26 protein-coding genes are annotated in these 23,169 nt (G+C 66.5%); 8 read left to right on the top strand and 18 right to left on the bottom strand.

Features of this window, described 5'->3' with window-relative positions; all coding sequences use genetic code 11:
• The first annotated feature begins 12 nt into the window (after positions 1–12).
• From WHH00_RS04705 to WHH00_RS04720, 4 genes are all read left to right on the top strand, one after another.
• Entirely contained in the window at positions 13–954 is a 942-nt protein-coding gene (locus tag WHH00_RS04705; RefSeq protein ID WP_406636981.1) for an aldo/keto reductase family oxidoreductase, read from the top strand.
• Between the two features lie 166 nt (positions 955–1,120).
• Positions 1,121–1,984 (top strand): CoA ester lyase, encoded by an 864-nt coding sequence (locus tag WHH00_RS04710; RefSeq protein ID WP_066278004.1) that lies wholly within the window; start codon positions 1,121–1,123, stop codon positions 1,982–1,984.
• 28 nt (positions 1,985–2,012) lie between these two features.
• Positions 2,013–2,957: a DUF2797 domain-containing protein gene (locus WHH00_RS04715; RefSeq protein WP_406636984.1), complete on the top strand. Its 945-nt coding sequence runs from the start codon at positions 2,013–2,015 to the stop codon at positions 2,955–2,957.
• A 57-nt stretch (positions 2,958–3,014) separates the two neighbouring features.
• Positions 3,015–3,239 (top strand): DUF3188 domain-containing protein, encoded by a 225-nt coding sequence (locus tag WHH00_RS04720; protein ID WP_174176805.1) that lies wholly within the window; start codon positions 3,015–3,017, stop codon positions 3,237–3,239.
• On the opposite strand, the gene WHH00_RS04725 is transcribed toward WHH00_RS04720, so the two are convergent.
• Positions 3,227–4,900 carry a SulP family inorganic anion transporter gene (locus WHH00_RS04725; RefSeq protein WP_406636986.1) on the bottom strand — a complete coding sequence of 558 codons (1,674 nt, stop codon included), beginning with the start codon at positions 4,898–4,900 and terminating at the stop codon, positions 3,227–3,229. The genes WHH00_RS04720 and WHH00_RS04725 overlap by 13 nt on opposite strands.
• Positions 4,897–5,277 carry an ArsR/SmtB family transcription factor gene (locus tag WHH00_RS04730; protein ID WP_406636988.1) on the bottom strand — a complete coding sequence of 127 codons (381 nt, stop codon included), beginning with the start codon at positions 5,275–5,277 and terminating at the stop codon, positions 4,897–4,899. The genes WHH00_RS04725 and WHH00_RS04730 overlap by 4 nt, the downstream gene beginning before the upstream one ends.
• A gap of 125 nt (positions 5,278–5,402) precedes the next feature.
• On the opposite strand from WHH00_RS04730, the gene WHH00_RS04735 reads away from it, so the two are divergent.
• Positions 5,403–5,864 (top strand): MaoC family dehydratase N-terminal domain-containing protein, encoded by a 462-nt coding sequence (locus WHH00_RS04735; RefSeq protein WP_406636990.1) that lies wholly within the window; start codon positions 5,403–5,405, stop codon positions 5,862–5,864.
• A gap of 2 nt (positions 5,865–5,866) precedes the next feature.
• Entirely contained in the window at positions 5,867–6,304 is a 438-nt protein-coding gene (locus WHH00_RS04740) for a MaoC family dehydratase (protein WP_231455163.1), read from the top strand.
• 100 nt (positions 6,305–6,404) lie between these two features.
• Here WHH00_RS04740 and WHH00_RS04745 read toward each other — a convergent pair whose 3' ends face one another.
• Complete coding sequence (locus WHH00_RS04745; RefSeq protein WP_406636992.1) at positions 6,405–7,391, bottom strand: trypsin-like serine peptidase; 987 nt, start codon at positions 7,389–7,391, stop codon at positions 6,405–6,407.
• Positions 7,392–7,584: 193 nt separating this feature from the next.
• Here WHH00_RS04745 and WHH00_RS04750 point away from each other — a divergent pair, with 193 nt between their 5' ends.
• Positions 7,585–8,652 carry a UDP-N-acetylmuramate dehydrogenase gene (locus WHH00_RS04750; RefSeq protein ID WP_406636994.1) on the top strand — a complete coding sequence of 356 codons (1,068 nt, stop codon included), beginning with the start codon at positions 7,585–7,587 and terminating at the stop codon, positions 8,650–8,652.
• On the opposite strand, the gene WHH00_RS04755 is transcribed toward WHH00_RS04750, so the two are convergent.
• Positions 8,633–9,130: a hypothetical protein gene (locus WHH00_RS04755; protein ID WP_406636996.1), complete on the bottom strand. Its 498-nt coding sequence runs from the start codon at positions 9,128–9,130 to the stop codon at positions 8,633–8,635. The genes WHH00_RS04750 and WHH00_RS04755 overlap by 20 nt on opposite strands.
• 55 nt (positions 9,131–9,185) lie before the next feature.
• On the opposite strand from WHH00_RS04755, the gene WHH00_RS04760 reads away from it, so the two are divergent.
• The gene (locus WHH00_RS04760) at positions 9,186–10,295 is read left to right on the top strand and encodes a winged helix DNA-binding domain-containing protein (RefSeq protein WP_406636998.1); all 1,110 of its coding nucleotides are present in this window, start codon (positions 9,186–9,188) and stop codon (positions 10,293–10,295) included.
• Positions 10,296–10,494: 199 nt separating this feature from the next.
• On the opposite strand, the gene asd is transcribed toward WHH00_RS04760, so the two are convergent.
• The 14 genes from asd to WHH00_RS04830 all read right to left on the bottom strand — a co-directional run bounded on the left by asd (position 10,495) and on the right by WHH00_RS04830 (position 23,107).
• Positions 10,495–11,625 carry an aspartate-semialdehyde dehydrogenase gene (asd, locus tag WHH00_RS04765; protein ID WP_406637000.1) on the bottom strand — a complete coding sequence of 377 codons (1,131 nt, stop codon included), beginning with the start codon at positions 11,623–11,625 and terminating at the stop codon, positions 10,495–10,497.
• A 96-nt stretch (positions 11,626–11,721) separates the two neighbouring features.
• Entirely contained in the window at positions 11,722–12,117 is a 396-nt protein-coding gene (locus tag WHH00_RS04770) for a hypothetical protein (protein WP_406637002.1), read from the bottom strand.
• On the bottom strand, positions 12,104–12,520 hold the full coding sequence (locus WHH00_RS04775) for a hypothetical protein (protein ID WP_406637004.1): 417 nt from the start codon (positions 12,518–12,520) through the stop codon (positions 12,104–12,106). The genes WHH00_RS04770 and WHH00_RS04775 overlap by 14 nt, the downstream gene beginning before the upstream one ends.
• Before the next feature lies 1 nt (position 12,521).
• Complete coding sequence (locus WHH00_RS04780; protein WP_406637006.1) at positions 12,522–13,163, bottom strand: hypothetical protein; 642 nt, start codon at positions 13,161–13,163, stop codon at positions 12,522–12,524.
• A gap of 23 nt (positions 13,164–13,186) precedes the next feature.
• Entirely contained in the window at positions 13,187–14,179 is a 993-nt protein-coding gene (locus tag WHH00_RS04785; RefSeq protein WP_406637008.1) for a WXG100 family type VII secretion target, read from the bottom strand.
• 107 nt (positions 14,180–14,286) lie between these two features.
• On the bottom strand, positions 14,287–14,505 hold the full coding sequence (locus WHH00_RS04790) for an NF038396 family protein (RefSeq protein ID WP_104184361.1): 219 nt from the start codon (positions 14,503–14,505) through the stop codon (positions 14,287–14,289).
• 2 nt (positions 14,506–14,507) lie between these two features.
• The gene (locus WHH00_RS04795) at positions 14,508–15,092 is read right to left on the bottom strand and encodes a dihydrofolate reductase (RefSeq protein WP_188809586.1); all 585 of its coding nucleotides are present in this window, start codon (positions 15,090–15,092) and stop codon (positions 14,508–14,510) included.
• Complete coding sequence (locus WHH00_RS04800) at positions 15,089–15,892, bottom strand: thymidylate synthase (protein ID WP_406637011.1); 804 nt, start codon at positions 15,890–15,892, stop codon at positions 15,089–15,091. The genes WHH00_RS04795 and WHH00_RS04800 overlap by 4 nt, the downstream gene beginning before the upstream one ends.
• A gap of 40 nt (positions 15,893–15,932) precedes the next feature.
• Positions 15,933–16,334: a GntR family transcriptional regulator gene (locus WHH00_RS04805; protein ID WP_406637013.1), complete on the bottom strand. Its 402-nt coding sequence runs from the start codon at positions 16,332–16,334 to the stop codon at positions 15,933–15,935.
• Complete coding sequence (locus WHH00_RS04810) at positions 16,331–17,920, bottom strand: hypothetical protein (protein ID WP_406637015.1); 1,590 nt, start codon at positions 17,918–17,920, stop codon at positions 16,331–16,333. Before WHH00_RS04810 ends, WHH00_RS04805 begins: the two co-directional genes overlap by 4 nt.
• A 123-nt stretch (positions 17,921–18,043) precedes the next feature.
• Positions 18,044–19,012: an NUDIX hydrolase gene (locus WHH00_RS04815; RefSeq protein WP_231457589.1), complete on the bottom strand. Its 969-nt coding sequence runs from the start codon at positions 19,010–19,012 to the stop codon at positions 18,044–18,046.
• An 11-nt stretch (positions 19,013–19,023) separates the two neighbouring features.
• Positions 19,024–21,273: an RNA degradosome polyphosphate kinase gene (locus WHH00_RS04820; RefSeq protein WP_406637017.1), complete on the bottom strand. Its 2,250-nt coding sequence runs from the start codon at positions 21,271–21,273 to the stop codon at positions 19,024–19,026.
• 130 nt (positions 21,274–21,403) lie between these two features.
• Positions 21,404–22,375: a mycothiol synthase gene (gene mshD / locus WHH00_RS04825; RefSeq protein ID WP_406637019.1), complete on the bottom strand. Its 972-nt coding sequence runs from the start codon at positions 22,373–22,375 to the stop codon at positions 21,404–21,406.
• 33 nt (positions 22,376–22,408) lie between these two features.
• On the bottom strand, positions 22,409–23,107 hold the full coding sequence (locus WHH00_RS04830; RefSeq protein ID WP_066277942.1) for a response regulator transcription factor: 699 nt from the start codon (positions 23,105–23,107) through the stop codon (positions 22,409–22,411).
• Between the last annotated feature and the right edge of the window lie 62 nt (positions 23,108–23,169).

Here is a 23,169-nt window from a genome sequence, read left to right on the forward strand (position 1 = left end):
GCGGCCTGCCTGATGCAGGAACTTATTTACGGCTGCATGGGCCTGGGCGGCAGCTGGTCCGACGAGCCGCATGGAACGGAACATGTGGACCAGGCAGCCGCCGCCGTCCACGCCGCGCTGGATGCCGGGATCACGCTGTTCGACCACGCGGACATCTACCGCAGCGGCAAGTCCGAGGCCGTCTTTGGTGAAGTCCTGGCCGCCCAGCCGGGGCTGCGGGACCGCATCAGGCTGCAGACCAAATGCGGCATCCGGCTCAACGAACGCGGGCTGCAGACGCACTACGACCTCAGCCGCGAGGCCATCCTCGAGAGGGTCAACGGAAGCCTGAAACGGCTGCGCACGGACTATGTGGACATCCTGCTGCTGCACCGGCCGGACCCGCTGGCGGACCCGGCGGAGGTGGCCGCCGCCGTCGGGCAGCTGATGGCGGAAGGCAAAGTCCGGCAGCTGGGTGTGTCCAACATGTCCGGGGCGCAGATCGAGGCGCTGCAGGACCGGCTGGAAACCCCGGTTGTTGCCAACCAGCTGGAGATGAGCCTGCTCAAGCGGGCGTGGCTGGAAAGCCAGGTGCTGGTCAACCATGCCGAGCACCTGGACTACAGCTTCCCGCACGGCACGCTTGAGTACTGCGTGCGCAACTCCATCACGCTGCAGGCCTACGGCTCGCTGGCGCGCGGCCTGTACACGGGGGCGGAACCGGAAAGCCCGGCATCGGCCGATGCCGCCACCGCCGAGCTCGTGGCCCGGCTGGCGGGGGAGTACGGCAGCTCCGGGGAGTCCGTCCTGCTGGGCTGGCTGATGAAGCATCCTGCGGGCATCGCGCCGGTAATCGGGACGGTCAACCCGGAACGGATCCGTGCCTGTGCCGACGCCGCCCGCGTGGCCGGCACCATGACCCGGGCCGACTGGTACAAACTCTGGGTCACGGCGCGGGGCAGCAACATCCCCTGACCCACCCCAACCAGGTAGCAGCAGGTGTCGTTTTGGGCCCCCAAAACGACACCTGCTGCTACCCGGATCCGCCCCGGGGCGGTCATATGGGGTTTAGTTCGTATTGATCCCCACAAGCAGGCCATTTTCTTCGGCGTCCGGGTTGCGGGGCGGATACGGTAGATACATGACGTCTACCATCGCCACCGAGACCGTAAGGCCGGAACGCAATATCCCAGCAGAAATCGCCCGTTCCTGGCTTTTGGTCAATGCCATGAAGACAGAGCTGTTCGACCAGTCCGCGGTGTCGCGCGCTGACTCGATCATCCTGGATATTGAAGATGCCGTGGACCCGTCGCAGAAGGACCACGCACGGAACAACGTTGTGGACTGGCTGACCGCCGGCGGCAAGGCCTGGGTCCGCATCAACGATGCCACCAGCCGCTTCTGGGCGGACGACCTGGCGGGCCTGCGCGGCACCCCGGGCCTCCTGGGTGTCATGCTGGCCAAGACCGAATCCGCAGACCAAGTGACGGAGAGCTTCCACCGTATGGACGGCAAGACGCCTGTCATCCCGCTGGTGGAGTCCGCGCTGGGCATCGAGGAAGCGAACAACATCGCCAAGGCACAGGGCGCCTTCCGCCTGGCGTTCGGCTCCGGCGACTTCCGCCGCGATACTGGCATGGCTGCCACGCCCGAGGCCATGGCTTACCCCCGCGCCAAGCTGGTCGTCGCCAGCCGGGTGGGCAACCTTCCCGGCCCCATCGACGGGCCCACCGTGGGCACCAACCACCCCATCCTGCGCGAGCAGACCGGCATCACCGTGATGATGGGCATGACCGGCAAGCTCTGCCTGGCCATCGACCAGACCCCTGTGATCAACGAGGTCATCAGCCCCACGCCGTCTGACGTCGCCTGGGCCACGGACTTCATGGCGGACTTCGAAGCCAACGGGCGCGTCATCCGTGACGGCTCCGACCTGCCCCGCCTGGGCCGCGCCGAGAAGATCATGAAGCTCGCGGTAGCCTTTGGGGTGCAGCCCGCGCTGTAACACCCGCTCTTTCACTTCAGGAGACCCCGTGACCGATACGCGCTATCTGGTCCACGGGGTCTTCTGGCCTGCGCCTCCGGATGGAACCGTTGGCGCGGACGTCCAGCCGCTCCCGTTCCTCCGCCTCCAGGCGCCGGACGGCACCTTCCACAACGTAACGCTCGACGCCGGCACGCGCCTGGGCTTCCGGCTCGCCGCCGAGGGGAAGTACTGCCTCGGCCATCATGTGGTGCACGGTCCGGCCCACCGGGACCACGTCCTCTGCGCCCAGCGGGCGCCCGCAGTCCGCGGACACCAGTGCGAACGGTGCTTTGTGGTGGACGAGTTCCGGCTCATCCACGACTTTCACCGGGACGGCCGGGTCCCGCCGGGGCTGCGCAGCTACCTGATGCAGCCACACTGGCTCTACGTCGCCACCTTCGCCAACGGCGCCAGCAAAGTGGGCACGGCCGCGGAGCTCCGCAAATGGCAACGGCTTGCCGAGCAGGGAGCCGTGGCTGCCAGCTACGTGGCGCACGCCGCCGACGGACGCGTGGTGCGGATCCTCGAGGATCTGGTCACGCGCGAGGCCGGTCTTCCGCAGCATGTCCGGTCCGCAGCCAAGGCTGCCGCGCTGGCCTCCCCGGCGCCGGCAGGCCGGCTCAGCGGGCATAACGCGGCCCTCGCCGCTTCCGCCCGCGGAGTAGTCTCGCGGTCCGGGGCTGGGGGCTTCCAGGTGGTGGAGGAAGTGTGGAACAGGCCGGGACTGGCCGGCCCGCTGTGCTCCGCGAGCCCCCGGCACCCCTATCCGCACGCCCTTGCTGCAGGCTCGCACGGCTTGACGCTTGGTTCCCTGTGCGGCAGCTTCGCCCTGGCAACCATCGACGGCACCGACCTGGAGTTCGTGGTGGATCTCGGCCAGCTCAAAGGCCGCAGCATCGAACTGGGCCAGTTCACTTCCAAGGTCCCGGCCGTCCAGGAGGCGCTGTTCTGAGCCTGCGTCCCGGCAATTAGACCCTGCCGCAGACGCGGCCCCCGGTAGAATGGCAGGGTGCTGAACGAATTCTGGGCCACCGCGCCGACCCGCTATAAAGTCCTGGTTTTCAGTGCCATGGGGCTGATCGCCGTCGGGATTATCCTCAACCTGGTTGGCAACACCAGCGGCAACTCCGGCCTTGCCACTGCATCCCTTCCCGTGATCGGACTGGGCCTTGTCCTGCACATCGCCGGAATTGTGGTCCGCGGCCAGGCTATCCGCAAAGGCTACAAGCGGTAGGCGGCGTTACGGCGGACGTGGCTGCGGGCGTGCTCCACAGCGTCACCGAGGTGCCCGAACAGGTGCTTGTGGTGCCGCAGGGAACGGATCACTCCAACGTTCGTCACCAGCTGCAGGTGGTCCGGCCGGACGCCCTTGAGCAGGACCGTGATGCCCCGCAGCTCGAGGGCGGAGACCACCTCCACCAGTGCATGCGCGCCCGTGGCGTCGAGCATGCGCAGCTGGGAAAGCCGGATGATGGCCACCTGGACGTCCTTGACCTGGCTGATTTCCTGCAGGATCCGTTCGGCGGCGCCAAAGAACATGGCCCCGTCCAGCCGGAGGACTGCGATGTGCTCGTCACCCTCGGCCCGGGGGCCGGGGATCTCCTCCCGCTGTACGCTGCTCAGCGAGGCGAACGTGCGGAGGGCAAAGAGGGCTGCGGCCGCGAGCCCTATCTGGATGGCTACGATCAGGTCGAACGCCACCGTAATGACCGCCGTCAGGATGAAGACGGCGGCGTCGGACCGGGTGGAGCGGAGGATCGCCGCAACGGTCCGCCTGGACACCATCCGCACCGCAGTGACCATCAGGACCCCGCCGAGGGCTGCCAGCGGAATACGGCTGACCATCCCTGACGCGAGGTAGACAATCGCCAGCAGCACCACAGCATGGACAGCGGCAGCCAGGCGCGTTTTTGCACCCGAGCGGACGTTCACGGCCGTCCGCGCGATGGCCCCGGTGGCGGGCATGCCGCCGAACAGGCCCGCCGCAATAGACGCCAGGCCCTGGCCCGTCAGTTCCCGGTCCGGGCTGTACGGCCCACCCGGCCTGCCGTCGGGTCCGGTCATTCCTGCCGCAACCCGGGCAGACAGCAAGGATTCGATGGCCGCAAGGCAGGCGATTGCCACAGCGGGCATGGCCAGGCTGCCCAACAGCTCCACGTCAAAGGCGGGCACCGCCGAAGCGGGAAGGGAATGGGGCAGCGGGCCTATCCTGGGGATGTCCAGCGCGAACAGCTCGGCGGCCACCGCCGCGAGCAGCACCGCGATCAGGCTGGCCGGCAGTGCCCGGAGCAGCTTCTGCACAAGGACCATCACGACGGCGACGCCTGCCACGAGCCCGAGTGTCAGCAATGCCGTCGGAACAGTTGCGGCGGAGGCAGCTTCCACGGCAGCGACGAGGGTGTTGTGTCCCGGAACGCCGGACGTGCCGGTGGCGAGCGGAACCTGTTGGAGGAAAATAATTGCGGCGATCCCCAGGGTGAAGCCTTCCACCACAGGCCACGGGATAAAGGCGACGGCCCGGCCCAGGCCGCTGAATCCCAGGACGCAGACCAGCAGCCCCGCCATCAGCGACAACGGTGCCACGCTGCCGGTGCCATGGACTGCCACCACGGGGGCAAGGACCACAACCATGGCGCCGGTGGGGCCGGACACCTGGACGGATGATCCGCCCATCACAGCCGCCACCAGGCCGGCAACAATCGCTGTGATGAGCCCGGCCTCCGCACCCACTCCTGAGCTGACGCCGAACGCGAGGGCCAGCGGCAGGGCCACAATGCCCACCGTGATGCCGGCAAGCAGGTCCGTCCGCCACGACGTTCCCAGTCCCGCGTAGTCCAGTTTCGAGGGCAGGAACCTGCTGAAATGCCGCCTTGCAGTGCTTACGCCCGTATTCACGAGGCCGTCCCGCCAGCCAGGTGCCCTGCAGGCAGCTGCCGGGCCAGCCGGAGCTGTTCGTTGGAGTCGGCAAGGTTGTCCAGGAGGAAAGTCCGCGCGATGGCCAGCAGTTGGGAAATCCCGGGGTGTGCCAGCCGGTAGGTCACGGCATTGGCGGTGCGCACGGAGGTCACCACTTTGTGCTTGCGCAATGTGGCCAGGTGCTGGGAGAGGTGCGAGGCTTCAAGCCCGGTCTCCGCCAGGAGGTAACTCACTGCAGCAGTTTCCTCGGGTGCTGCAGCCAGCAGCTCAAGGATGCGGATTCTTGCCGGATGCGCCAGCCCCCTGAATAGGTTGGCCTTGATCTCGTACAGGGGAGCCTGGGCGGAAGGCAGCATGGAAAGCTCCTGGAAGTGGCACTGGTGACCAATAGACTGGCGGCAGCGATATGATGGATTGATGAATTCATCATATCAAAGCGGTGCAAGCCCCCGGCTGGTGCGGCAACGATAGGCTTGAGGCCATGACTATCAATCCGGACCTGCAGGGCCGAAGCTACCCTGCCGCAGAGGTGTACGACGTTGGCCGTGAAAAGATCCGCGAGTTCGCCCGCGCCGTGAAGGCAACCCATCCCGCGCACTTCGACGTCGACGCCGCCAAGGCCCTGGGCCACGGTGACCTGGTGGCTCCGCCAACCTTCGCCATCATCATTGCCCAGCGTGCCGATGCCCAGCTCATCGAGGATCCGGACGCCGGCATCGACTTCTCCCGCGTGGTCCATGCAGACCAGCGCTTCACCCACCACCGGCCGATTTTTGCCGGAGACCGCCTCGTCGCGGAGCTTCACGTGGACGGTGTCCGGGCCATGGGCGGCGGTGCGATGATCACCACCCGTTCGGAAATCTTCGCCCTCGGCGCGGACGATTCCCGCGAGCCCGTCACCACCACGTCGTCGTCCATCCTGGTCCGTGGAGAGGGACAGTAGCCATGAGCCTCAGCATCCATGAACTCAGCGCCGGCCAGGAGATCGGCAGCCGCACCATTGAGGTCACCCGCACCGACCTCGTCAAGTACGCCGGCGCCTCCGGTGACTTCAATCCCATCCACTGGAACGAGGCCTTCGCCACCAGTGTGGAGCTGCCCGGCGTCATCGCCCACGGCATGTTCACCATGGGCTCCGCCGTCCAGCTGGTCACCGACTGGGCAGGCGACCCGGCCGCCGTCGTCGACTTCCAGACCAGGTTCACCAAGCCCGTTCTGGTTACCGACACCACCGGCACCCCTGACGCCGGCGCCACCATCGAGGTCAGCGGCATTGTTGGAAAGCTCGACGCCGAGGCGAACACTGCGCGGGTGGACCTTACCGTTATGGCCGCCGGCCAGAAGGTGCTAATGAAGGCCCAGGCGGTCGTCCGGCTTTCCTGAAGCCCCGCCGGCATCACGCCCGGCTGCCTGGAAAGGTTGAGGGAGGCCGCCCCGGGGGGCAGCCTCCCTCAACCTTCTTTTTAGTGGGTTGCGGCCGGTGTCAGTAAGCCGAGGCGGCGGCGTTGTAAGCCGCCTGGATGACCGAGCCCCAGTAGGGGCCATACATTTTGGTGGAATTGCTGCCGTAGCCGTAGCTGTTGACCGAGTTCTGGTACCCGCCTGACGAGGTGCCGATGAACCAGGGGCCACCTGAGGAACCGCCTGTCATGTTGCACGGGATTCCCTGGCTGTTGAACTGCGGGTTGTAGGGATCGTTCGTTGCTGTGCCCGTGCAGCTTTTGAGCGATTCTCCATTGAAGGGTGAAGCTGCGGGGTAGCCGAATGCCTTGTAGCTGAGGCCGCGGGCGGCGTTGAACCTAACGCCGGAGGCACCGACGACGTCGGCCAGGTTGCGGCCGTTCAGCTGGGACATGACGGCGAATCCTGTGTCGTACTGCATGCTGCCTGACGAGCTCCACTGGGTGGGGGCATAAAGCGCTTTGGCCGTCCACTTGCCATAGGGTGCGGCGCCGTTAAGGTAGGCCGGCACAAAGGTAAACCTGGTCGCGAATGCGCCAGGGCCTTCATTGAGGCAGTGGCCTGCCGTGGAAACTGTGTTCCTGTTGGTGGACGCTACGGAGTTCGCCGAGCAGACATAGTCCGCTCCGCCCAGGGTGAAGAACACCTTGCCGATGTGGGGGACCGGGTTTTCACTGGCATTCGCCAGCGGCTGGACTGACGGATCCGAGCCCTTGATCCTGGTTTCAGCTCGCTTGCCGGCTCCCTCCGCGGCCTGCGGGGCAGTGGCCGTTTGCCGTTGCAGTGCTTTCTTTGCCAGAACCTCGCCGGGTGTGGCTGCCCGCATCCGTTCGGGCGTCCAGTAGTCAGCCTCGGCGGTGGCGATAAGCCCGGTGCTGCTGACTCCGCGAACGTCAGTGTTCTCCGGGGCAGGGGGTGCCGCCATGGATCCACCTGCCGAGGCGAGGGTGAACAATGCGGCCGTGGATAGGCTCATGAGGCTTGTGGCCAGAGTCCTGGTAATGGTCATAGCTGTCCTATGCGTTTGCGGGGAAGCGAACCCAAATGTGTGATCCGCTGGGGTTGAAGGTACGCATGTATGACAGATTTGTAAATATTCTAGACAGTATTTGTTAGTTAATTGTCGTACTTGTGAAATCCTGCCGGTGACAGGTGGCGACGGCTCCGCCAGGCCCCTTTGCTTTCACTAGTAAGGTGGTGTGGTGACACCCACGATGCTTTCCGAACTGACCACCGCCGCCGTCGGAGGTCCCGCCGGCACATATATCGAGGCCCGCACCGAGGCTGAGATCATCTACGCCGTCCAGGCTGCTGACGCGGCCAGGGAGCCGCTGTTGATCATCAGCGGCGGCTCCAACCTGCTGATTTCTGACGACGGGTTCCCGGGAACGGTAGTCAGAATCGCTTCCGAGGGTTTCACGGTCAATGCGGAGGACTCCTGCGGCGGCGTGGCCGTGGTGGTGCAGGCCGGGCACAACTGGGACAGGCTGGTAGACCACGCCGTCCGCCATGCCTGGTCCGGGCTGGAGGCCCTCGCCGGTATTCCCGGGTCGACCGGGGCCACGCCGGTGCAGAATGTGGGTGCCTACGGGGCCGACGTATCCCAGACCATCGCGGCGGTGCGCACCTGGGACCGGGAGCGGAACGCTGTCAGAACCTTCACGAACTCCGAGCTGAAGTTCGGTTACCGGGACTCCGTCCTCAAGCAGACCACGGTGAACGGCTCCCCCCGCTATGTGGTGCTGACCGTGGAGTTCCAGCTGCCCCTGGGGCGGATGAGCGCGCCAATCCGCTATGCGGAACTCGCCCGTGCCCTCGGGGTCGAGGTGGGCAAGCGTGCCTACGCAAACGATGTGCGACGCGAGGTGCTCCGGCTGCGAGCTTCCAAGGGCATGGTGTGGGACCCGCAGGACCGGGATACGTACTCCACCGGATCCTTCTTCACCAACCCGATTGTTCCGGCCGAGGTGGCGGAGGCCCTGCCGGAAGGCGCGCCCCGCTACCCGGCAGGCCAGGACGGGCTGGTGAAGCTCTCCGCCGCCTGGCTGATCGACCAGGCCGGCTTTGCCAAGGGGTTCGGGCTGGAACCGGGCAGCGTCAGCGGCGGACGGGCCTCCTTGTCCACCAAGCACACCCTCGCCATCACCAACCGCGGCTCAGCCACCGCCCAGGACGTGGTGGCGGTGGCGCGCGAGGTGCGTTCCGGCGTCGAACAGCGCTTTGGCATCCAGCTGCACCCGGAACCGCTGCTTATCGGCCTGGAGCTGTAGCACAGGCGGGATCGCCCGCCAGGCCCGGAGCGGCGGTGCGGAGGACGGCCGCCTGGCCCAGCAGGGCGGACGACCAGCCGGCGAGCGCCAGGTAGATTCCGGTGAAGAGCCATACCAGCTGGCCCGGCAACAGGGGATTTGCGAGCCCCGCGAGGATGCAGGCCACCAGCCCGCCGAGTGCGACGGCGAGGGACAGGACCCAGAGGACCTTCGCCGCAGGCGGGTGGTGCCGCCAGTCCCGGTACAGCCTGACGCCCTGGCGGCTGACGCTGATGCCGGGGAAAAGTACCGCATAGCCTCCGCCGAGGCTCAGGACGAGCGAAGGGAGCTGCAGCAGGGGATCGGACCGGCCATCCCCTAGGAAGCTGGAGAACTGGAGCAGCCCCAGGCCCGACCCTGCCAGGACGCAGGCCGTGCCGCCGGCCATCCACCACCTCGTTTTAAGCGCGAGCAACTGCCACAAACTCCCCAAAGTCATGGTTCTACCCTAGCGGTCTGTGACCGATGGGCAGTGGCGGCCCTAGGATAGGGCCATGACTGCTGGCATGGGCCGTCCTGACGGCAGGATCGTGGGCAGGCTGAGGCTTGCCTCCCAAGGGCTTGCCGGCGGAACGAAAGGCCTGGAATCCGTAGCGGACGCTGTGCGCTGGATGACGGCGATGCAGGCCCAGGACCTGCAGGCAGCGATGTGGGCCGTGGGCGTGCGGGTGCCGGGATGCGGCCTCACCGGCGTCCGCTCCGCCCTTGACACCGGTGCCGTGGTCAGGTCGTGGCCCATGCGCGGCACGCTGCATCTCGTGGCTCCTGAGGATCTGCGCTGGATGCTGGACCTCACGGCCGAACGGCTCACCAAAAGCATCGCGGCCCGGCACCGGGAGCTCGGCATCACGTGGGCGGACATCGAGAAGTGCCGGGACATTGCGCTGGAGCATATTGCCGCCAGCGGTCCCGTGAGCCGTGCCGGGCTGTTCCAGGTGTTTGACGCCGCCGGGCAGCCGACGCAGGGGCAGCGGGGCATCCACATCCTGGGGACACTGTGCCGGCACGCGTGGCTGGTGCAGGGGCCGCTGGCAAAGAACCAACAACTGCTGATGGCCTTTGACGGCTGGATCCCGGTGTCACGCAACCTGGAGCGCGATGAGGCCATGGCGGAGTTCCTCTTGCGGTACTTCCGCAGCCACGGCCCGGCAACCCTTGCTGACTTCGCCTGGTGGACCCAGCTCCCGCTGACGGAGGTGCGGACCGCATTAGAAAATGTCCGCGGCCGGCTTGTGGAACACCAGTTCGGCGGCGCGGGGTACTGGATGTCGCCCGAGACCGCAGCCCTGCTGGATTCCGGGGCTCCTGGAGCCCGGTCCGTCCTGCTGCTGCCCGGGTTTGATGAGTTCCTGCTGGGTTACAAGGACCGGTCAGCGGTGCTGCCCGTGGAGCACTCGGACAGGATCGTGCCCGGCGGGAACGGCGTTTTCAAGAAGACCCTGGTGGCCGGGGGAGAGGTGATCGGCACTTGGGCCGTCGAGCGCGGGAGCCGGCCCGCCGCCGTCGTGCCTGAACTCTTTGAACCCGCCAGGCACCTTGGCCCCTCCGCCCAGGGCGCCTTGAGGAAGGCCGCAGACGGGTACCTCAGCTTCCTGGACCGCTGACTGGGACGCTCTCTCACTTAATGTCGCTTTTTCACGATCGCTCTTTCACTTTCGCTGCTCAAGTGAAAGAGCGTCCCGGCTTAACCCGCATCAAGTGAGGGAGCGTCCGTGCCAAGCAGAACGGCCCTGTCCCGCATGGACGGTGCTGGGGGCAGCACCGTCCGTGCGGGGCAGGGCCGCCGAAGTGGAAGTTGGCGGGTTACAGGTTCCCGGTGGCGATGTTCAGCATCCGGCGCAGCGGCTCGGCAGCACCCCACAGGAGCTGGTCGCCCACGGTGAAGGCGCTGATGTACTCCGGGCCCATCTCCATCTTGCGGATTCGGCCCACCGGAATGTCCAATGTGCCGGAGGCGGCGACGGGTGTCAGGTCAGCCATGGAGGCTTCCTTGGTGTTCGGAACCACCTTGGCCCACTGGTTGTCTTCGGCCAGGAGCTTTTCAATCTCAGCGACGGACAGGTCTTCGCGGAGCTTGAGCGTCAGCGCCTGGGAGTGGGACCGCATCGCGCCGATGCGGATGCAGAGCCCGTCCATGATCACGCGGTTGTCCTCGGAGGTGCCCAGGATCTTGTTGGTCTCGACCCCGGCCTTCCATTCTTCCTTGGACTGTCCGTTGCCCAGGTCGGCGTCGATCCAGGGAATCAGGGAGCCGGCCAGGGGGACGCCGAACTGCGTGGCGTCGATGTCCGTGCGCTGGTGGGCCAGGACCTTGCGGTCGATGTCCAGGATGGCCGACGCCGGATCCTCCAGTTCCGTGCTGACCTCGGCGTTAAGCGTGCCGAACTGGCTGAGGAGCTCACGCATGTGCCGTGCCCCGCCGCCCGAGGCAGCCTGGTAGGTCATGGAGGTGCCCCACTCCACGAGGTTGTTTTTGAACAGCCCGCCGAGGCCCATGAGCATGCAGGAGACTGTGCAGTTGCCGCCGATAAAGTCCTTGGTTCCGTTGACCAGGCCCTTGTCAATAACGTCGCGGTTGATGGGGTCCAGAACGATGATCGAGTCGTCATTCATGCGCAGGGTGGAGGCGGCGTCAATCCACAGGCCGTCCCAGCCCCGGCCGCGCAGCTCGCCGTGGACCTGCTTGGTGTAGTCGCCGCCCTGCGCGGTGACGATAATGGGCAGCTTCGCCAGGGTGTCGACGTCGAACGCGTTTTCAAGCTTGCCGGCGCCATCAGCAAAGGAGGGGGCGGCACCTCCCGCGTTGGAGGTGGAGAAGAACACCGGGTTGATGTTGGCGAAGTCGCCTTCGTCCTGCATGCGCTGCATGAGGACGGAGCCGACCATGCCGCGCCATCCGACCAGGCCGACGGAAGGGGTAGCTGCTGTAGTCATTGGACTATTTTAGACGGCGCAACCGGAAGGGCGCAGTCGGTTACGTCACGCCGTCCGTGGGATTCGGTCACAACGTACGACGACGGGCGGCACCGGCTATCTGTCGAACTGGCGGGCACTGGGCTCGGGGAGTCCCCGTTCCGCGCGGAGGCGTCTGGCCCGGGAAGCCACGCGTGCCATGCGCGCGGCGTACAGCACGCCGCCGATTCCGGCGACGGTCAGGACCAGGGCGCCCCACAAGGGGTCCTGGCCGCGGCTGGTGGGCCCGGCCACCAGCATGATCGAGAAAACCGCCACAGCAGCGAATACAACAGCCATCACCAGGAAACCGCCGGCAGACCGAACCTGCGGGTGGGAGCTCGCAGTTACTGCGCCGAGTTCGTCCCGGGAGTACCTGTGTAGTTCACCCGCCACCGTCGGGTGGAGTATTCTCCTGCCGTCCTTCTCCGCTGACTCACTGGTGGAGGCGGAACCGGGGTCACTGGGAAACATGGCCTGCGCCGGGCTCGGGGGCAGCCCGCTCTTTGCGTAGCTGGGTGGCACGGTGCTCGTCACGGGCCAGGCCAAAGGTGTACCAGGCGCCCAGCCCCGCCAGAGCAGCGAGGATAAGGGCCGCCCAAAACGGCGGCTTACCCTGCGCGAGGGGCATCAGCAGGATTACCCACGAGGCAATGAACAAAAGGCCCAGCACGGCTGTAAGGATGCCCATGCCCCACCAGGACCGCACCTGTACCTGTCCGCGGCCTGGCGAAAAGCCGATTTCGTCGCTGGGGTAGCTGTGCAGCTCACCGGTATCCGTTTTTCGAAGGACGCGTTTTTCGCCCCGGGCGAGGGCTTGCTTGTGTTCGGCATAGACGTCGTCGTTGCGGCGTTCACGGTCACGGTCGAATGGCATGTCAGTCCTGACGGATGGTTCGGATCTGGGCAAGGAGAGCATCGTCATCCAGCCCGGTGGTTTCAGAGATGTCCTGCTGGCCGCGGTTGGAGGTGCCGACGGTCCATGTTCCCTCGCCCTTCTTTACATAGAGGGTCTGGCCGGTGCCCTCCTCACGGCGGCGCAGCGTGGCGCCGCCCTGGGGGTTGTCGCGCAGGTGCTGCTTGACTACCAGAAGATTGGCTTCAGCGGCGGTGAGATCAGGCCGCTGTGCCATGGCCCACCACGTGAAATAGGCGCGGGGCTGGAAGAGCAGCTGGATGTCCGGGCTTTCGACTCCGATGACGCTGTCGCCGCCCTCCGCGGTGAGCAATGAAATTTCCATCCGGCGGGTAGCGGAAGAGAGCGCCCTGGCGACGGCGGCGGTGGGGCCAGCTACGGCAAGCTTCCCGTCGGTCTCGGCTGTAGCAAGGCCACGGGCCACCAGCGACGAGGCGCCGGCGCTGATCATGTCGGTATTGCCCAGGTAGCTGTCCACCCGCAACGCCTCGGCGCTCAGGACGGCGGCATCCCCGCCCCGGAGGCTGGCAAGGGTGGCAATTTCAGCAAAGCCAAAGCCGAGCGCGTCCGGTACGGCTGGTGTTTCCGTTGGGGTTTCAGTCATCGTCAATGCCTCTCGTTGTGTACTCAGAACCCAAAGAAGTCACCGACCTCGCCGGCCGCGTCTCCAGCGCCTTCCCAGGCTGCCTCGGCGCCGTCGGCGATGGATCCTCCGATGGCGTTCACTGTTTCCTTGACGACGGGAACATTGTCGTAGATGGCCAGGGCGCCGGAGGCCACCATGGCTGCCGTGCCCACAGGAGGCGGCGCGAAGCTTGCCACGCCCAGTCCTGCCTTTATGCCAGAGTAAACGGCACCTCCGGCGTCCCCTTCGCTGATGTTGTTGACCGTATCCAGCAGGTCAAGGCCAACACCGACTCCTCCGAGGACTTTGCCGCCCACCTCGAAGAACGTGGCGGCCTTACCGCCGTCGACGAGGTTGAGGGCTGTATCCCACCTGCCGTCGAACAACTCCGAGGACGTGTTGAAGTACTGGCTCAGGATGTTCGAATCCTGGAACGCCCTTGCTACCTCGCGGAAGTCCTTGGAGAAGAATTCGCCGACAGAGTCGGCCTTGCCGATGAAAGCGCCAAGATCGAACAGGCCGGCCCGCAGGTTGGGGAAGGCCTTGGTCAGGTTGTAGATGTCCCAGCCGTCGCGGAACGGGGAATCGGGGTCCGCGAGCCAGTCCGGGCCCCACGGATTGCCGGACGCTGGACGGCCTGTGCCCGGGCCGCCCACACTGCCGGGCACCCCCGTGCCTGGCCCGCCGGACCCGCCGCTCCCGCCAGGCCCGCCGGACCCGCCGGTGCTGCTCGCCCTGTCCTGCTCCTCGGCGTTGGTGAGCAGGAGCTTCGATTCCTGCTTCAGGCGTGCCGCCGTCTTCTGCAGGAGTGCCCGGTGGTTGCCGTTCCAGTCTGAACGGAAGTGCTCGGCGTCCTGGCCCTTCCAGGCCGGTGAGTTGTTGATCTGGCCGCTCAGCTGCGTGGACTGTTGCAGCAACAGGTCAGCCGTTTTGCTGAACTGCCGCGCCAGCGTGCGCAGCTGGTCAACATCCGCGCCCCACAAATTTCCTGCCACCCGGCATCCCCCAATCCTTTGAACAGCCGTCCCTAATGCTGCAGCCCCAGCCTAGTAACAACCCGGGCGTGGCGCGATGGGGTGTCCTCCCCATGAGCGCCCGGGCGCTACCTGCGGTCCGAGTCCTCCAGGACGGCGGCCTTTCGGGCGCGCAGCGCAAAGAAGGCACCGAACGCGAACACCTGCGTCACCACCACCAGCACGATGGCTCCGGCGATCTTGTTTCCGCCCAAAATCATGGTGAGCCCCACGATCGCGGACAGGAGGGCCAGGAGCGGGAGCAGCATGTACCCCAGCACAAAGAGGGTTTCCGGTTTCTTCAACATTCCTAGCCCTCAGTCCTTGACCATTTGGTGAATCTGTAGCGCGTGCCGTTTTCAGCCGTCAGCCAGCCGTCCGGCGGGACGGAGGCAGCCGCCTCCCAACTGGTGCCAAGCTCGGGAGCGAAGGTGTCGCCGTCGGCCTCCACATCAATGGTGGTAACCACCGCAACGTTCGCCAGTTCGGTCGACTGGCGGAAAATCTCGCCGCCGCCCAGGATCCAGACAGTGTCACCGCCGTCCACGAACTGCGATTCCAGCAGGGCGTCGTCCAAAGAGGGGACCACGACGGCGCCCTCCGCCTCAGGCGTATCGGCCCAGCTTTTCTGGCGGGTGATCACAATATTGGTCCGCCCCGGCAGGGGGCGGTACTTGTCCGGAAAGGACAGCCAGGTCTTCCGGCCCATGATGACCGGGTGCCCGGTGGTCAGCCGGGTAAAGTGCCTGAGGTCCTCGGGAAGGTGCCAGGGCATGTCCCCGTCCTTGCCGATGACGCCGTCCGGGGTCTGTGCCCAGATGAGGCCCACGCCGGTGATGGAGGCGGCAAGCTCTTCGGTGAAGGACTGTGGGTCCGTGGAGTTTTCGGTGCTCATACTGCGATCGGGGCCTTGATGGTGGGGTGGTGCTTGTAATCCACTATTTCGAAGTCTTCCAGCTTGTAGTCGAAGATGGACGCCGGCTTCCGGCTGATCCTCAGCTGCGGATACTCGTAGGGCTCGCGCTCCAGTTGCTTGAGGACCTGGTCCATGTGGTTCTCGTAAATGTGGACATCGCCGCCGGTCCAGACGAATTCGCCAGGCTCCAGCCCCACCTGCTGGGCCACCATGCAGGTGAGCAGCGCGTAGGAGGCAATGTTGAACGGGACGCCCAGGAACATGTCCGCGGAGCGCTGGTACAGCTGGCAGGACAGCTTGCCGTCGGCCACGTAGAACTGGAAGAAGGCATGGCACGGGGGGAGGGCCATGTCCTGCAGTTCGGAAACATTCCAGGCAGAGACCACGTGCCGGCGTGAGTCCGGGTTGGACTTCAGGTTGTCCACCAGCTCCGCGATCTGGTCGATGTGGCCGCCGTCCGGGGTGGGCCAGCTGCGCCACTGGACCCCGTAGACCGGCCCCAAGTCGCCGTCCGCGTCCGCCCACTCGTTCCAGATGGTGACACCCTGGTCCTGCATCCACTTCACGTTCGTTTCACCGCGCAGGAACCACAGGAGCTCCACGGCCACAGACTTGAAGTGGACCCGCTTGGTGGTGATCAGCGGGAAGCTCTTCGTCAGGTCAAAGCGGATCTGGCGTCCGAAAACGCTGGTGGTTCCGGTGCCCGTGCGGTCCGATTTGTGCGTGCCGGAAGCCAGGACATCGCGCAGCAGGTCTTCATAAGGCGTTGGGATGCTCACGGCTCAAGTCTACTGGGACAACGCCGGGAGTCCGGGGTCCTCATGACGATGCGTCCCATCCCAGCTTGCCGCGCAGCACATCAAGCAGCACTTCGTCGCTCAGGCGCGCTGCCCGGCCGGCTGCAATGTAATGGTCGACGGCGGCCTGCACCGCTGCAGGGACGGGAACCGTTCCACGGGCCCCCGGCGTGCCGGCGGCCGGGGCGGTGACCACCGTTCCGCCCCGCCGCCGGGAATCCACGAGCCCTGCGGCCTCCAGCTCCTTGTAGGCCCGGGCGACGGTGCCCGTTGCGATGCCGAGGTCGGCCGCGAGGCTGCGGACCGTAGGCAGGCGGGTTCCGGGGTCGAGTGCGCCCAAGGCGATCAGGGAGCTGATCTGGGAGCGTATCTGCTCGTAAGGAGGTATTGCGGAACGCAGGTCCACGGTAATCCCCGCACTCACGTGGCCGGTTCCTTTGCTGGCGTGCGGGCGGAGCCGGTGCTGCGGGCGAAGCTGCGCACGGGAATGACGGCGATGACGATCCCCGCGGCACACAGCAGCGCGCCGGTGAAGGGTGCGGCATCCCAGACCCAGGCCCAGGGGGCAGGTTCCAGTTCCAGTGCCCGGCGTATCTCCGGCCCCGCCGCCAGCAACAGCACCCCGGCCTGCGCAGTGAAACAGGCCGCCAGCGTCCGGACCACCCTGTGCACGGTGATGGCGCGGAGCGCCGCGTCCAGGCCGGCGACCGCCGTCGAAATGCCCTTCCGGGCCTTCGCCGCACCCGCGGGAAGGACCGCGACGAGCACCACGGCACCGCACGCCCAAAGAGTCGGGGACCACGAGGGCAGGATGCCGAGATCGGCCTGGACGGAAGAGGTCACAATGACGGCTGCTGCCAGGATGGCGAGGGCTGCGATGCCGGTGGTGAGCATTGCCGGGCTGACCGGCTGGCGCGGCCATCCCCGCGGGGCTTCGGAGGTTCCGTAGTTGCGCTGGATCAGCAGTTCCCCCGCCGCTGTGACCAGCAGGACGCTTGCGGCGGCCAGCGCCACCACAAGGGCCGGATGGCCGGCCAAGGCCCCTGGAATGAACGGCGCCGCCAGGGCTGGAACGAAAGCGGCGAGCCCCGAGGCCGCGCCCAAAGACACGGAAAGCCGGGTGGCGGGGTGGAATGCCGCGGACGGTCCACGGCGGTCACGGACGTCACCATCTGCCTGGACAGCAGGAAGCTTGGGCGGCGCCCACCACCACATGGCCAGCAGGACCGCGAGGTTTACCGCCCCGGCAGCGTTCACCCAGCCGCCGGCAATAAAGGACGGATCGGGCCGCGCGGCGTGGTTGCCCGCGATGGCCGCCAGGCCGGAGGCTATGGTGGCCACGGTTCGGAGCAACCTGTTCATGGCAATGGTCCTCAGGAGGTTGTTCTCCACGGAGTCCAACGCCTCAAGCCGGCGGCGCCCGGTGATCAGCACCAGCACCAGCCAGGTTCCCACTACCAGGACAAGGAGGGCGGGGCCGAGGTAGGAAGCCAGCTCGATGCCGGGGACCCGGCCGTCGCCGCCGTACGGCACAAAGCCAGCGGCGGGGTCTGGGCGGGAGCTGTAGGGGACCGGATCGTATCCGGGAAGGGTTGCCATCCAGCCGATTTGCAGGGCGGCACCCGCAAACACAGCAAGGACGGTCCAGGCGAGCGGCCGGGGCAGGAAGTCGCGCACCCGCCGCACCTCCAGGTCCGCCTGGCGCCGGGGGAGGCGGGGGCCGGGATAACTCACTTGGCCGATGGCATGCACGGCCAGGGACCCGAGTATCGGCCAGGCCAGGGCCGGCACGATTGCCGCGGTGCTGATGAGCGGCTGCGAATCCGGACTGGCGTAAAGGATGCCGGCGTTTCCGGCCGGCTGCAGGGAACTGGCCAGCCACCCCATGATTCCCACCCAGAATGCGTGCTGGGAGGCAGTGGCCGCGGAGCCGCCGCCCGGTCCCCAAATGACCCAGCGCAGCAGGAGGTAGCTGCCCGCCGCCAGCAGGAACGGCCACACAACGGCCATTGGCGGAACGTTGCTAAAAACAGCGGCATCGGTAAACGGCACTTCATCCCCCAGAATCGTGCATCAATGTACTAAGTGTTTGATACAAAAACTCTGGGGTCAAGCGCCCCGGCATGGCCGTTCCTAGTCGTCAAACGGCTTGAACTGCTCCACTGCCACGATCCGCCGCTTTCCGCCGGGAGCCACGTGGCACACCACCAGTTCGCCGGGCGAGAGGTAGGGCTCCTTTCCCGGCAGGAGCGCACGCAGGTGCTGCGGCATGTGCTCGGCCAGCTGGCCGAACACGGTGGGCAGGGCCGGGCGGTGCGTGCATACAGCCACCGCGCGCTGCTTATCGAACAGGCCTTCAATGACGGCGGCTGTCTTCTTCGGGCTGCGGCCATGCCGATGCTCGGTCAGCGCCTCCGCGAGCTTCACCTTGGCACCCGCCGCCTTGGCATAGGGTGCGACGGTTGCGGCGCACCGCAGCCAAGGGCTGGTCACCACCCGAAGCGGCTTCCAGGCGTGCAGGAGCCGGCTGACCGCCAGCGCCTGCCGCGTCCCCGTGGCGGCAAGCGGCCGCTCGCCCTCGGCCTTGCTCCAGGACGAGCGCGGTTTCGCTTTGGCGTGGCGGAGCACCACGAGAGGCCACGTGTCCAGGTGCCCGCGCCCGTGGGCTTCCTGCAGGTATTGCAGGGGCACGACGTCGGAGGGGTTGGACAGCAGCGCAGCGGCCTTTTCGGGGGCGCACCACATGACGCTGTCCACCTCCTTGCCGTCCGGAAGAAGCTTTGCCCCGTTGGCCTTGACGGCCCAGTAGTGGACCACTTTGAGGCCGGAGGCCACGTGGTAGTGGATGGGCGGCAGCGGGATGCCCAGCTGGGCGGTGAGGCCGATTTCCTCCTGGACCTCCCGGACCGCGCACTCCGGGATGGTCTCGCCGTCGTCGATCTTGCCCTTGGGCCAGGACCAGTCGTCATAGCGCGGCCGGTGGATCAGCAGGACTTCAAGCTTGTCCTTGACCACGCGCCATGGCACGGCACCGGCAGCCGTCACGGCTACTGGTTCCCCCGGGTGGTCTGTCTGGTCTGCTACGAGTGCATCGCTCGACAAAACAGGTGCCCTTAACGCCGGCTCAGGCTGCGCTGCCGGGGGCGGGAGGCCAGCAGCCAGGACTGTACGTCCTCAAGGGGCTTGCCGTCGTCGGACAGGTGGTGCCGGGTCCAGACTCCCTCGTTGTCCAGGTGCCAGCTGGAGGTATCCGGGTCCATGTAGCGCCGCAGCAGGTCAAGGACATAGTTGATGTCATCCGTGCTGGACAGCTGGACCAGGGCCTCCACCCTGCGGTCAAGGTTGCGGTGCATCATGTCCGCCGAGCCGATGTACACCACAGGGTCCCCGCCGTTGGCGAAGGCGAACACCCGGGAGTGCTCCAGGAACCGGCCCAGGATGGAACGGACGGTGATGTTGTCGCTGAGCCCGGGGACTCCGGGGCGGAGCGAGCAGATGCCGCGGACCACCACGTCGACCTTCACTCCGGCTTGCGAAGCGCGGTAGAGGGAATCGATGATTGCCTCATCCACCATGGAGTTGACCTTGATCTGCACGCGGCCCGGGATTCCGGCGCGGGCGTTCCGGATCTCGGTTTCGATGCGGTCGATCAGCCCTGAACGGACGGAACGGGGCGCCACCAGCAGCCTCTTGAACGTGGACTTCGGCGCGTAGCCGGAGAGCTGGTTGAAGAGCTTGGACAGGTCCTCGCCCACCTGCTCGTTGGCGGTGAGCAGGCCCAGGTCCTCGTAGTAGCGGGCGGTCCGGGGGTGGTAGTTGCCGGTGCCGATGTGGCAGTAGCGGCGGAGCCCGTCAACCTCCTGGCGCACCACCAGCGAAAGCTTGCAGTGCGTCTTGAGGCCAACGATGCCGTACACCACGTGCACGCCGGCCTGTTCGAGCTTGCGGGCCCAGGAGATGTTCGCCTGCTCGTCGAACCGGGCCTTGATCTCCACCAGGGCCAGGACCTGCTTGCCGGCCTCGGCCGCGTCGATCAGGGCGTCAACGATGGGGGAGTCTCCGGATGTGCGGTACAGGGTCTGCTTGATGGCCTGGACCTTGGGGTCGGCGGCGGCCTGTTCCAGGAACGCCTGCACCGAGGTGGAAAACGAATCGTAGGGGTGGTGGAGCAGGATGTCCCGGCGGCGCATGGCGGCGAACACGTTGGCGGCCTTGGACGTCTCTGACTCGTTCAGGTAGCGGGACGTGTGCGGAACGTGCTTGGGGTAGTGGATGTCCGCGCGGTCGATGCCGGCGATCACGGAGAGTCCGCGGAGGTCCAGCGGTGCAGGAACGGAATAGACCTCGGATTCCTCCACGCCGAGCTCGCGGATCAGCAGCGCGCGGATGTTCGGGTTGATGTCGTTGGTGACCTCAAGCCGGACGGGCGGGCCGAAGCGGCGGCGCAGGAGTTCCTTTTCGAGGGCCTGGAGGAGGTTTTCGGCGTCATCCTCTTCCACCTCCACGTCCTCGTTCCGGGTGACCCGGAAACTGTGGTGCTCCAGGACCTCCATCCCGGGGAACAGCTTGTCCAGGTGCACCGCGATGACTTCCTCCAGCGCAATGAAGCGCGCCACCCGTCCGGCCACGGCCCCGGCACGGGGGCCGTCGATGGAAATAAGGCGCGGGAGCTGGTCGGGCACCTTGACGCGGGCAAAGAGTTCCTTGTCGCTGATCGGGTTGCGCACCACCACGGCAAGGTTCAATGACAGCCCGGAAATGTAGGGGAAGGGGTGCGCCGGATCCACCGCGAGGGGCGTGAGGATGGGGAACACCTTCTCGGCGAAGATCACGCTGAGCTGCTGCTGCGCTGCGTCGTCCAGCTCGTCCCAGTGCATGAGGTGGATGTGTTCATAGGCCAGGGCCGGCCGGATCTGCTCGGCGTAGACCTGCGCGTGCCGCTGCTGGAGCCTGTGGGCTTCCCCGCTGATCCTCTCCAGCACCTCAACAGGGCTCAGGCCTGCGGGGGAGGGGACTGCCAGGCCGGTGGCGATGCGCCGTTTGAGCCCTGCCACCCGGACCATGAAGAACTCGTCCAGGTTGGAGGCAAAGATCGAAAGGAAGCTGACTCGTTCCAGCAGGTGGAGCGTGGGATCCTCAGCCAGTTCCAGGACGCGGGAGTTGAAGCTGAGCCAGCTCAGTTCCCGGTCCAGGAACCGGTCCGGTCGGATGTCGCCCTCGGGCTGCAGGTTCGGCGCAAACTCCGGGATGTCAATGCGGTCCTGGGTGGCGCGCGAGGCGGGAACTTCCGAGGAGCCGAAGCGGGCGCGGACCGGCACTGCGACGTCCTTGGACGTGACTGCTCCGGAAGGTTCCGGGTTCATGGCATCTCCTTTACCTGGCGGTTGATGCTGGCGCTTCCGGCCTGCGCGGGTTCTGCCTCAACCTTACAAGCATTCAGTGCGCCGAAGCCCGCGCATTTCCCGCCCGGGGGCCGGATGTCAGCCGGGTGGACTACACGGTTGCCACCTGTCCGTACATGACGTCCATATCCCAGCGCGTGAAGCCCAGGCTCCGGTACAGGGAAACAGCAGCTGCATTGTCGGCGTCGGTATACAGCATGACGGCATGCAGCCCCAGGCCCTGGAGGTGCCGGATGCCCGCAACGGTGAGGGCCTTGCCAAGTCCCATGCCCTGCGCTTCCGGTGCCACGCCCACCGCGTAGACCTCTCCGATGGCCGGGTGCGGGCCGTGCTTCGGATGGACCTTGGTCCAGTGGAAGCCCAGCAGGCGGCCCTGCCGGTCCTCAGCCAGAAGGAAACCCGAGGGGTCGAACCAGTCCTCGGCCATCCGGGCGTCCAGATCGGCCCGGGTGAGGCTGCCCTGTTCGGGGTGGTGCGCGAAAGCGGCCCGGTTCGCCGCCAGCCAGGCGTCCTCATCCTTGCCGGGTACAAAGGTGCGGAGGGACACGCCCTCCGGAAGCGTGGCCTCGGGAAGGTCCGCTCCCGCCGTCGTCATCCTCATTTTCCACAGCTCACGGACGGGGCCGAAGCCGTAACGGGAAGCCAGGTCTGCGGCGGCCTCATGGTTGCCGTGGGACCAGGCCTTCAGCCCCTCCAGTCCGCGGCTGCCCTTGAGCTGGCCCACCAGGCGGTCTGCCACCCCCTGGTTCCGGTAGCTGGGATGGACGGCGATCTCCAGCACGCCAGTGCCATCGGGTTCCTCCACCACGACGGCGAACCCGGCCAGGTCCTGGCCGGTGGCGGGGTCGGAATCCTCGTCCGGGGCATACAAGGCCAGGGTCAGCGGTGACTGCCCGGCAGATCCGCCAGTCCGCATGGTCACCAGGGTCTGCTCCGATATGGAGGGGTTGCCGTCAGATTCTTCTGCCGCGGCCAGGAGGTCCCGGCAGTCCTTCAGGAGCTGCTGGTCAACCGCGCCCCGCTCCGTATGGACGGGCCACTTCTCAGGATACGCTGGAGTCATGAGGCAAGGCTATACGGGAAGCGGCAAGGGCGCTCAGGCCTCGGTGAGCTCGTCTTCCTGCTGCCGCACCAGCGTAAGGCGGTATCCCACGTTGCGCACGGTGCTGATGAGGTTCTCGTGGTCGGCGCCCAGCTTCGCCCGCAGGCGCCGGACGTGAACGTCCACGGTGCGGGTGCCGCCGTAGTAGTCGTAGCCCCACACCTCGGTGAGCAGCTGCTGCCGGGTAAAGACGCGGCCGGGGTGCTGCGCCAGGTACTTCAGCAGCTCGAATTCCTTGAAGGTCAGGTTCAGCGGTGCGCCGTTCACGCGGGCGGTGTAGCTCGCCTCGTCGATCACCACGCCGGCTGCGCGGATCTCCGTCGGCGCATCCTCATGGTCCGGGACGGCGCGGGCAACTGAGAGCCTGATGCGGGCTTCCACCTCGGCCGGGCCCGCCGAATCGAGGACGATGTCGTCCACGGCCCAGGCGGAAGAAACGGCCGCCATACCGCCCTCGGTCAGGATCAGTACCAGGGGAGCGCTGAGGCCGGTGGCTTTGAGCAGCTGGGTGAGGGAACGGGCGCCCACCAGGTCTTTCCGGGCATCCAGCAGCACAATGTCGCAGGGATCGGTCTCCAGCAAGGCAGTCGGCTCGGCAGGAAGGATGTGGACCCGGTGGTTCAGCAGCTCCAAGGCAGGCAGGATGTCCACCGAAGAGCCAGTGCTGTTCGTCAAGAGCAGGATGTGCGACATTGTTCCTCCATGGGCCGTCCGCGCATCATTGGGCGACTGAACCGGGTTTTCACCGGCCGGTA

This window comes from Pseudarthrobacter quantipunctorum, from assembly GCF_045291495.1.
Taxonomy (GTDB): Bacteria; Actinomycetota; Actinomycetes; order Actinomycetales; family Micrococcaceae; genus Arthrobacter; species Arthrobacter quantipunctorum.

Coding starts and splice junctions, on each gene's coding strand:
- WHH00_RS04705 (WP_406636981.1), top strand. CDS start 13: ATGCAGGAACTTATTTACGGCTGCATGGGCCTGGGCGGCAGCTGGTCC.
- WHH00_RS04710 (WP_066278004.1), top strand. CDS start 1,121: ATGACGTCTACCATCGCCACCGAGACCGTAAGGCCGGAACGCAATATC.
- WHH00_RS04730 (WP_406636988.1), bottom strand. CDS start 5,277: ATGCTGCCTTCCGCCCAGGCTCCCCTGTACGAGATCAAGGCCAACCTA.
- WHH00_RS04735 (WP_406636990.1), top strand. CDS start 5,403: ATGACTATCAATCCGGACCTGCAGGGCCGAAGCTACCCTGCCGCAGAG.
- WHH00_RS04740 (WP_231455163.1), top strand. CDS start 5,867: ATGAGCCTCAGCATCCATGAACTCAGCGCCGGCCAGGAGATCGGCAGC.
- WHH00_RS04745 (WP_406636992.1), bottom strand. CDS start 7,391: ATGACCATTACCAGGACTCTGGCCACAAGCCTCATGAGCCTATCCACG.
- WHH00_RS04755 (WP_406636996.1), bottom strand. CDS start 9,130: ATGACTTTGGGGAGTTTGTGGCAGTTGCTCGCGCTTAAAACGAGGTGG.
- WHH00_RS04760 (WP_406636998.1), top strand. CDS start 9,186: ATGACTGCTGGCATGGGCCGTCCTGACGGCAGGATCGTGGGCAGGCTG.
- asd (WP_406637000.1), bottom strand. CDS start 11,625: ATGACTACAGCAGCTACCCCTTCCGTCGGCCTGGTCGGATGGCGCGGC.
- WHH00_RS04770 (WP_406637002.1), bottom strand. CDS start 12,117: ATGTTTCCCAGTGACCCCGGTTCCGCCTCCACCAGTGAGTCAGCGGAG.
- WHH00_RS04775 (WP_406637004.1), bottom strand. CDS start 12,520: ATGCCATTCGACCGTGACCGTGAACGCCGCAACGACGACGTCTATGCC.
- WHH00_RS04780 (WP_406637006.1), bottom strand. CDS start 13,163: ATGACTGAAACCCCAACGGAAACACCAGCCGTACCGGACGCGCTCGGC.
- WHH00_RS04790 (WP_104184361.1), bottom strand. CDS start 14,505: ATGTTGAAGAAACCGGAAACCCTCTTTGTGCTGGGGTACATGCTGCTC.
- WHH00_RS04795 (WP_188809586.1), bottom strand. CDS start 15,092: ATGAGCACCGAAAACTCCACGGACCCACAGTCCTTCACCGAAGAGCTT.
- WHH00_RS04810 (WP_406637015.1), bottom strand. CDS start 17,920: ATGGCCGTTGTGTGGCCGTTCCTGCTGGCGGCGGGCAGCTACCTCCTG.
- WHH00_RS04820 (WP_406637017.1), bottom strand. CDS start 21,273: ATGAACCCGGAACCTTCCGGAGCAGTCACGTCCAAGGACGTCGCAGTG.
- mshD (WP_406637019.1), bottom strand. CDS start 22,375: ATGACTCCAGCGTATCCTGAGAAGTGGCCCGTCCATACGGAGCGGGGC.
- WHH00_RS04830 (WP_066277942.1), bottom strand. CDS start 23,107: ATGTCGCACATCCTGCTCTTGACGAACAGCACTGGCTCTTCGGTGGAC.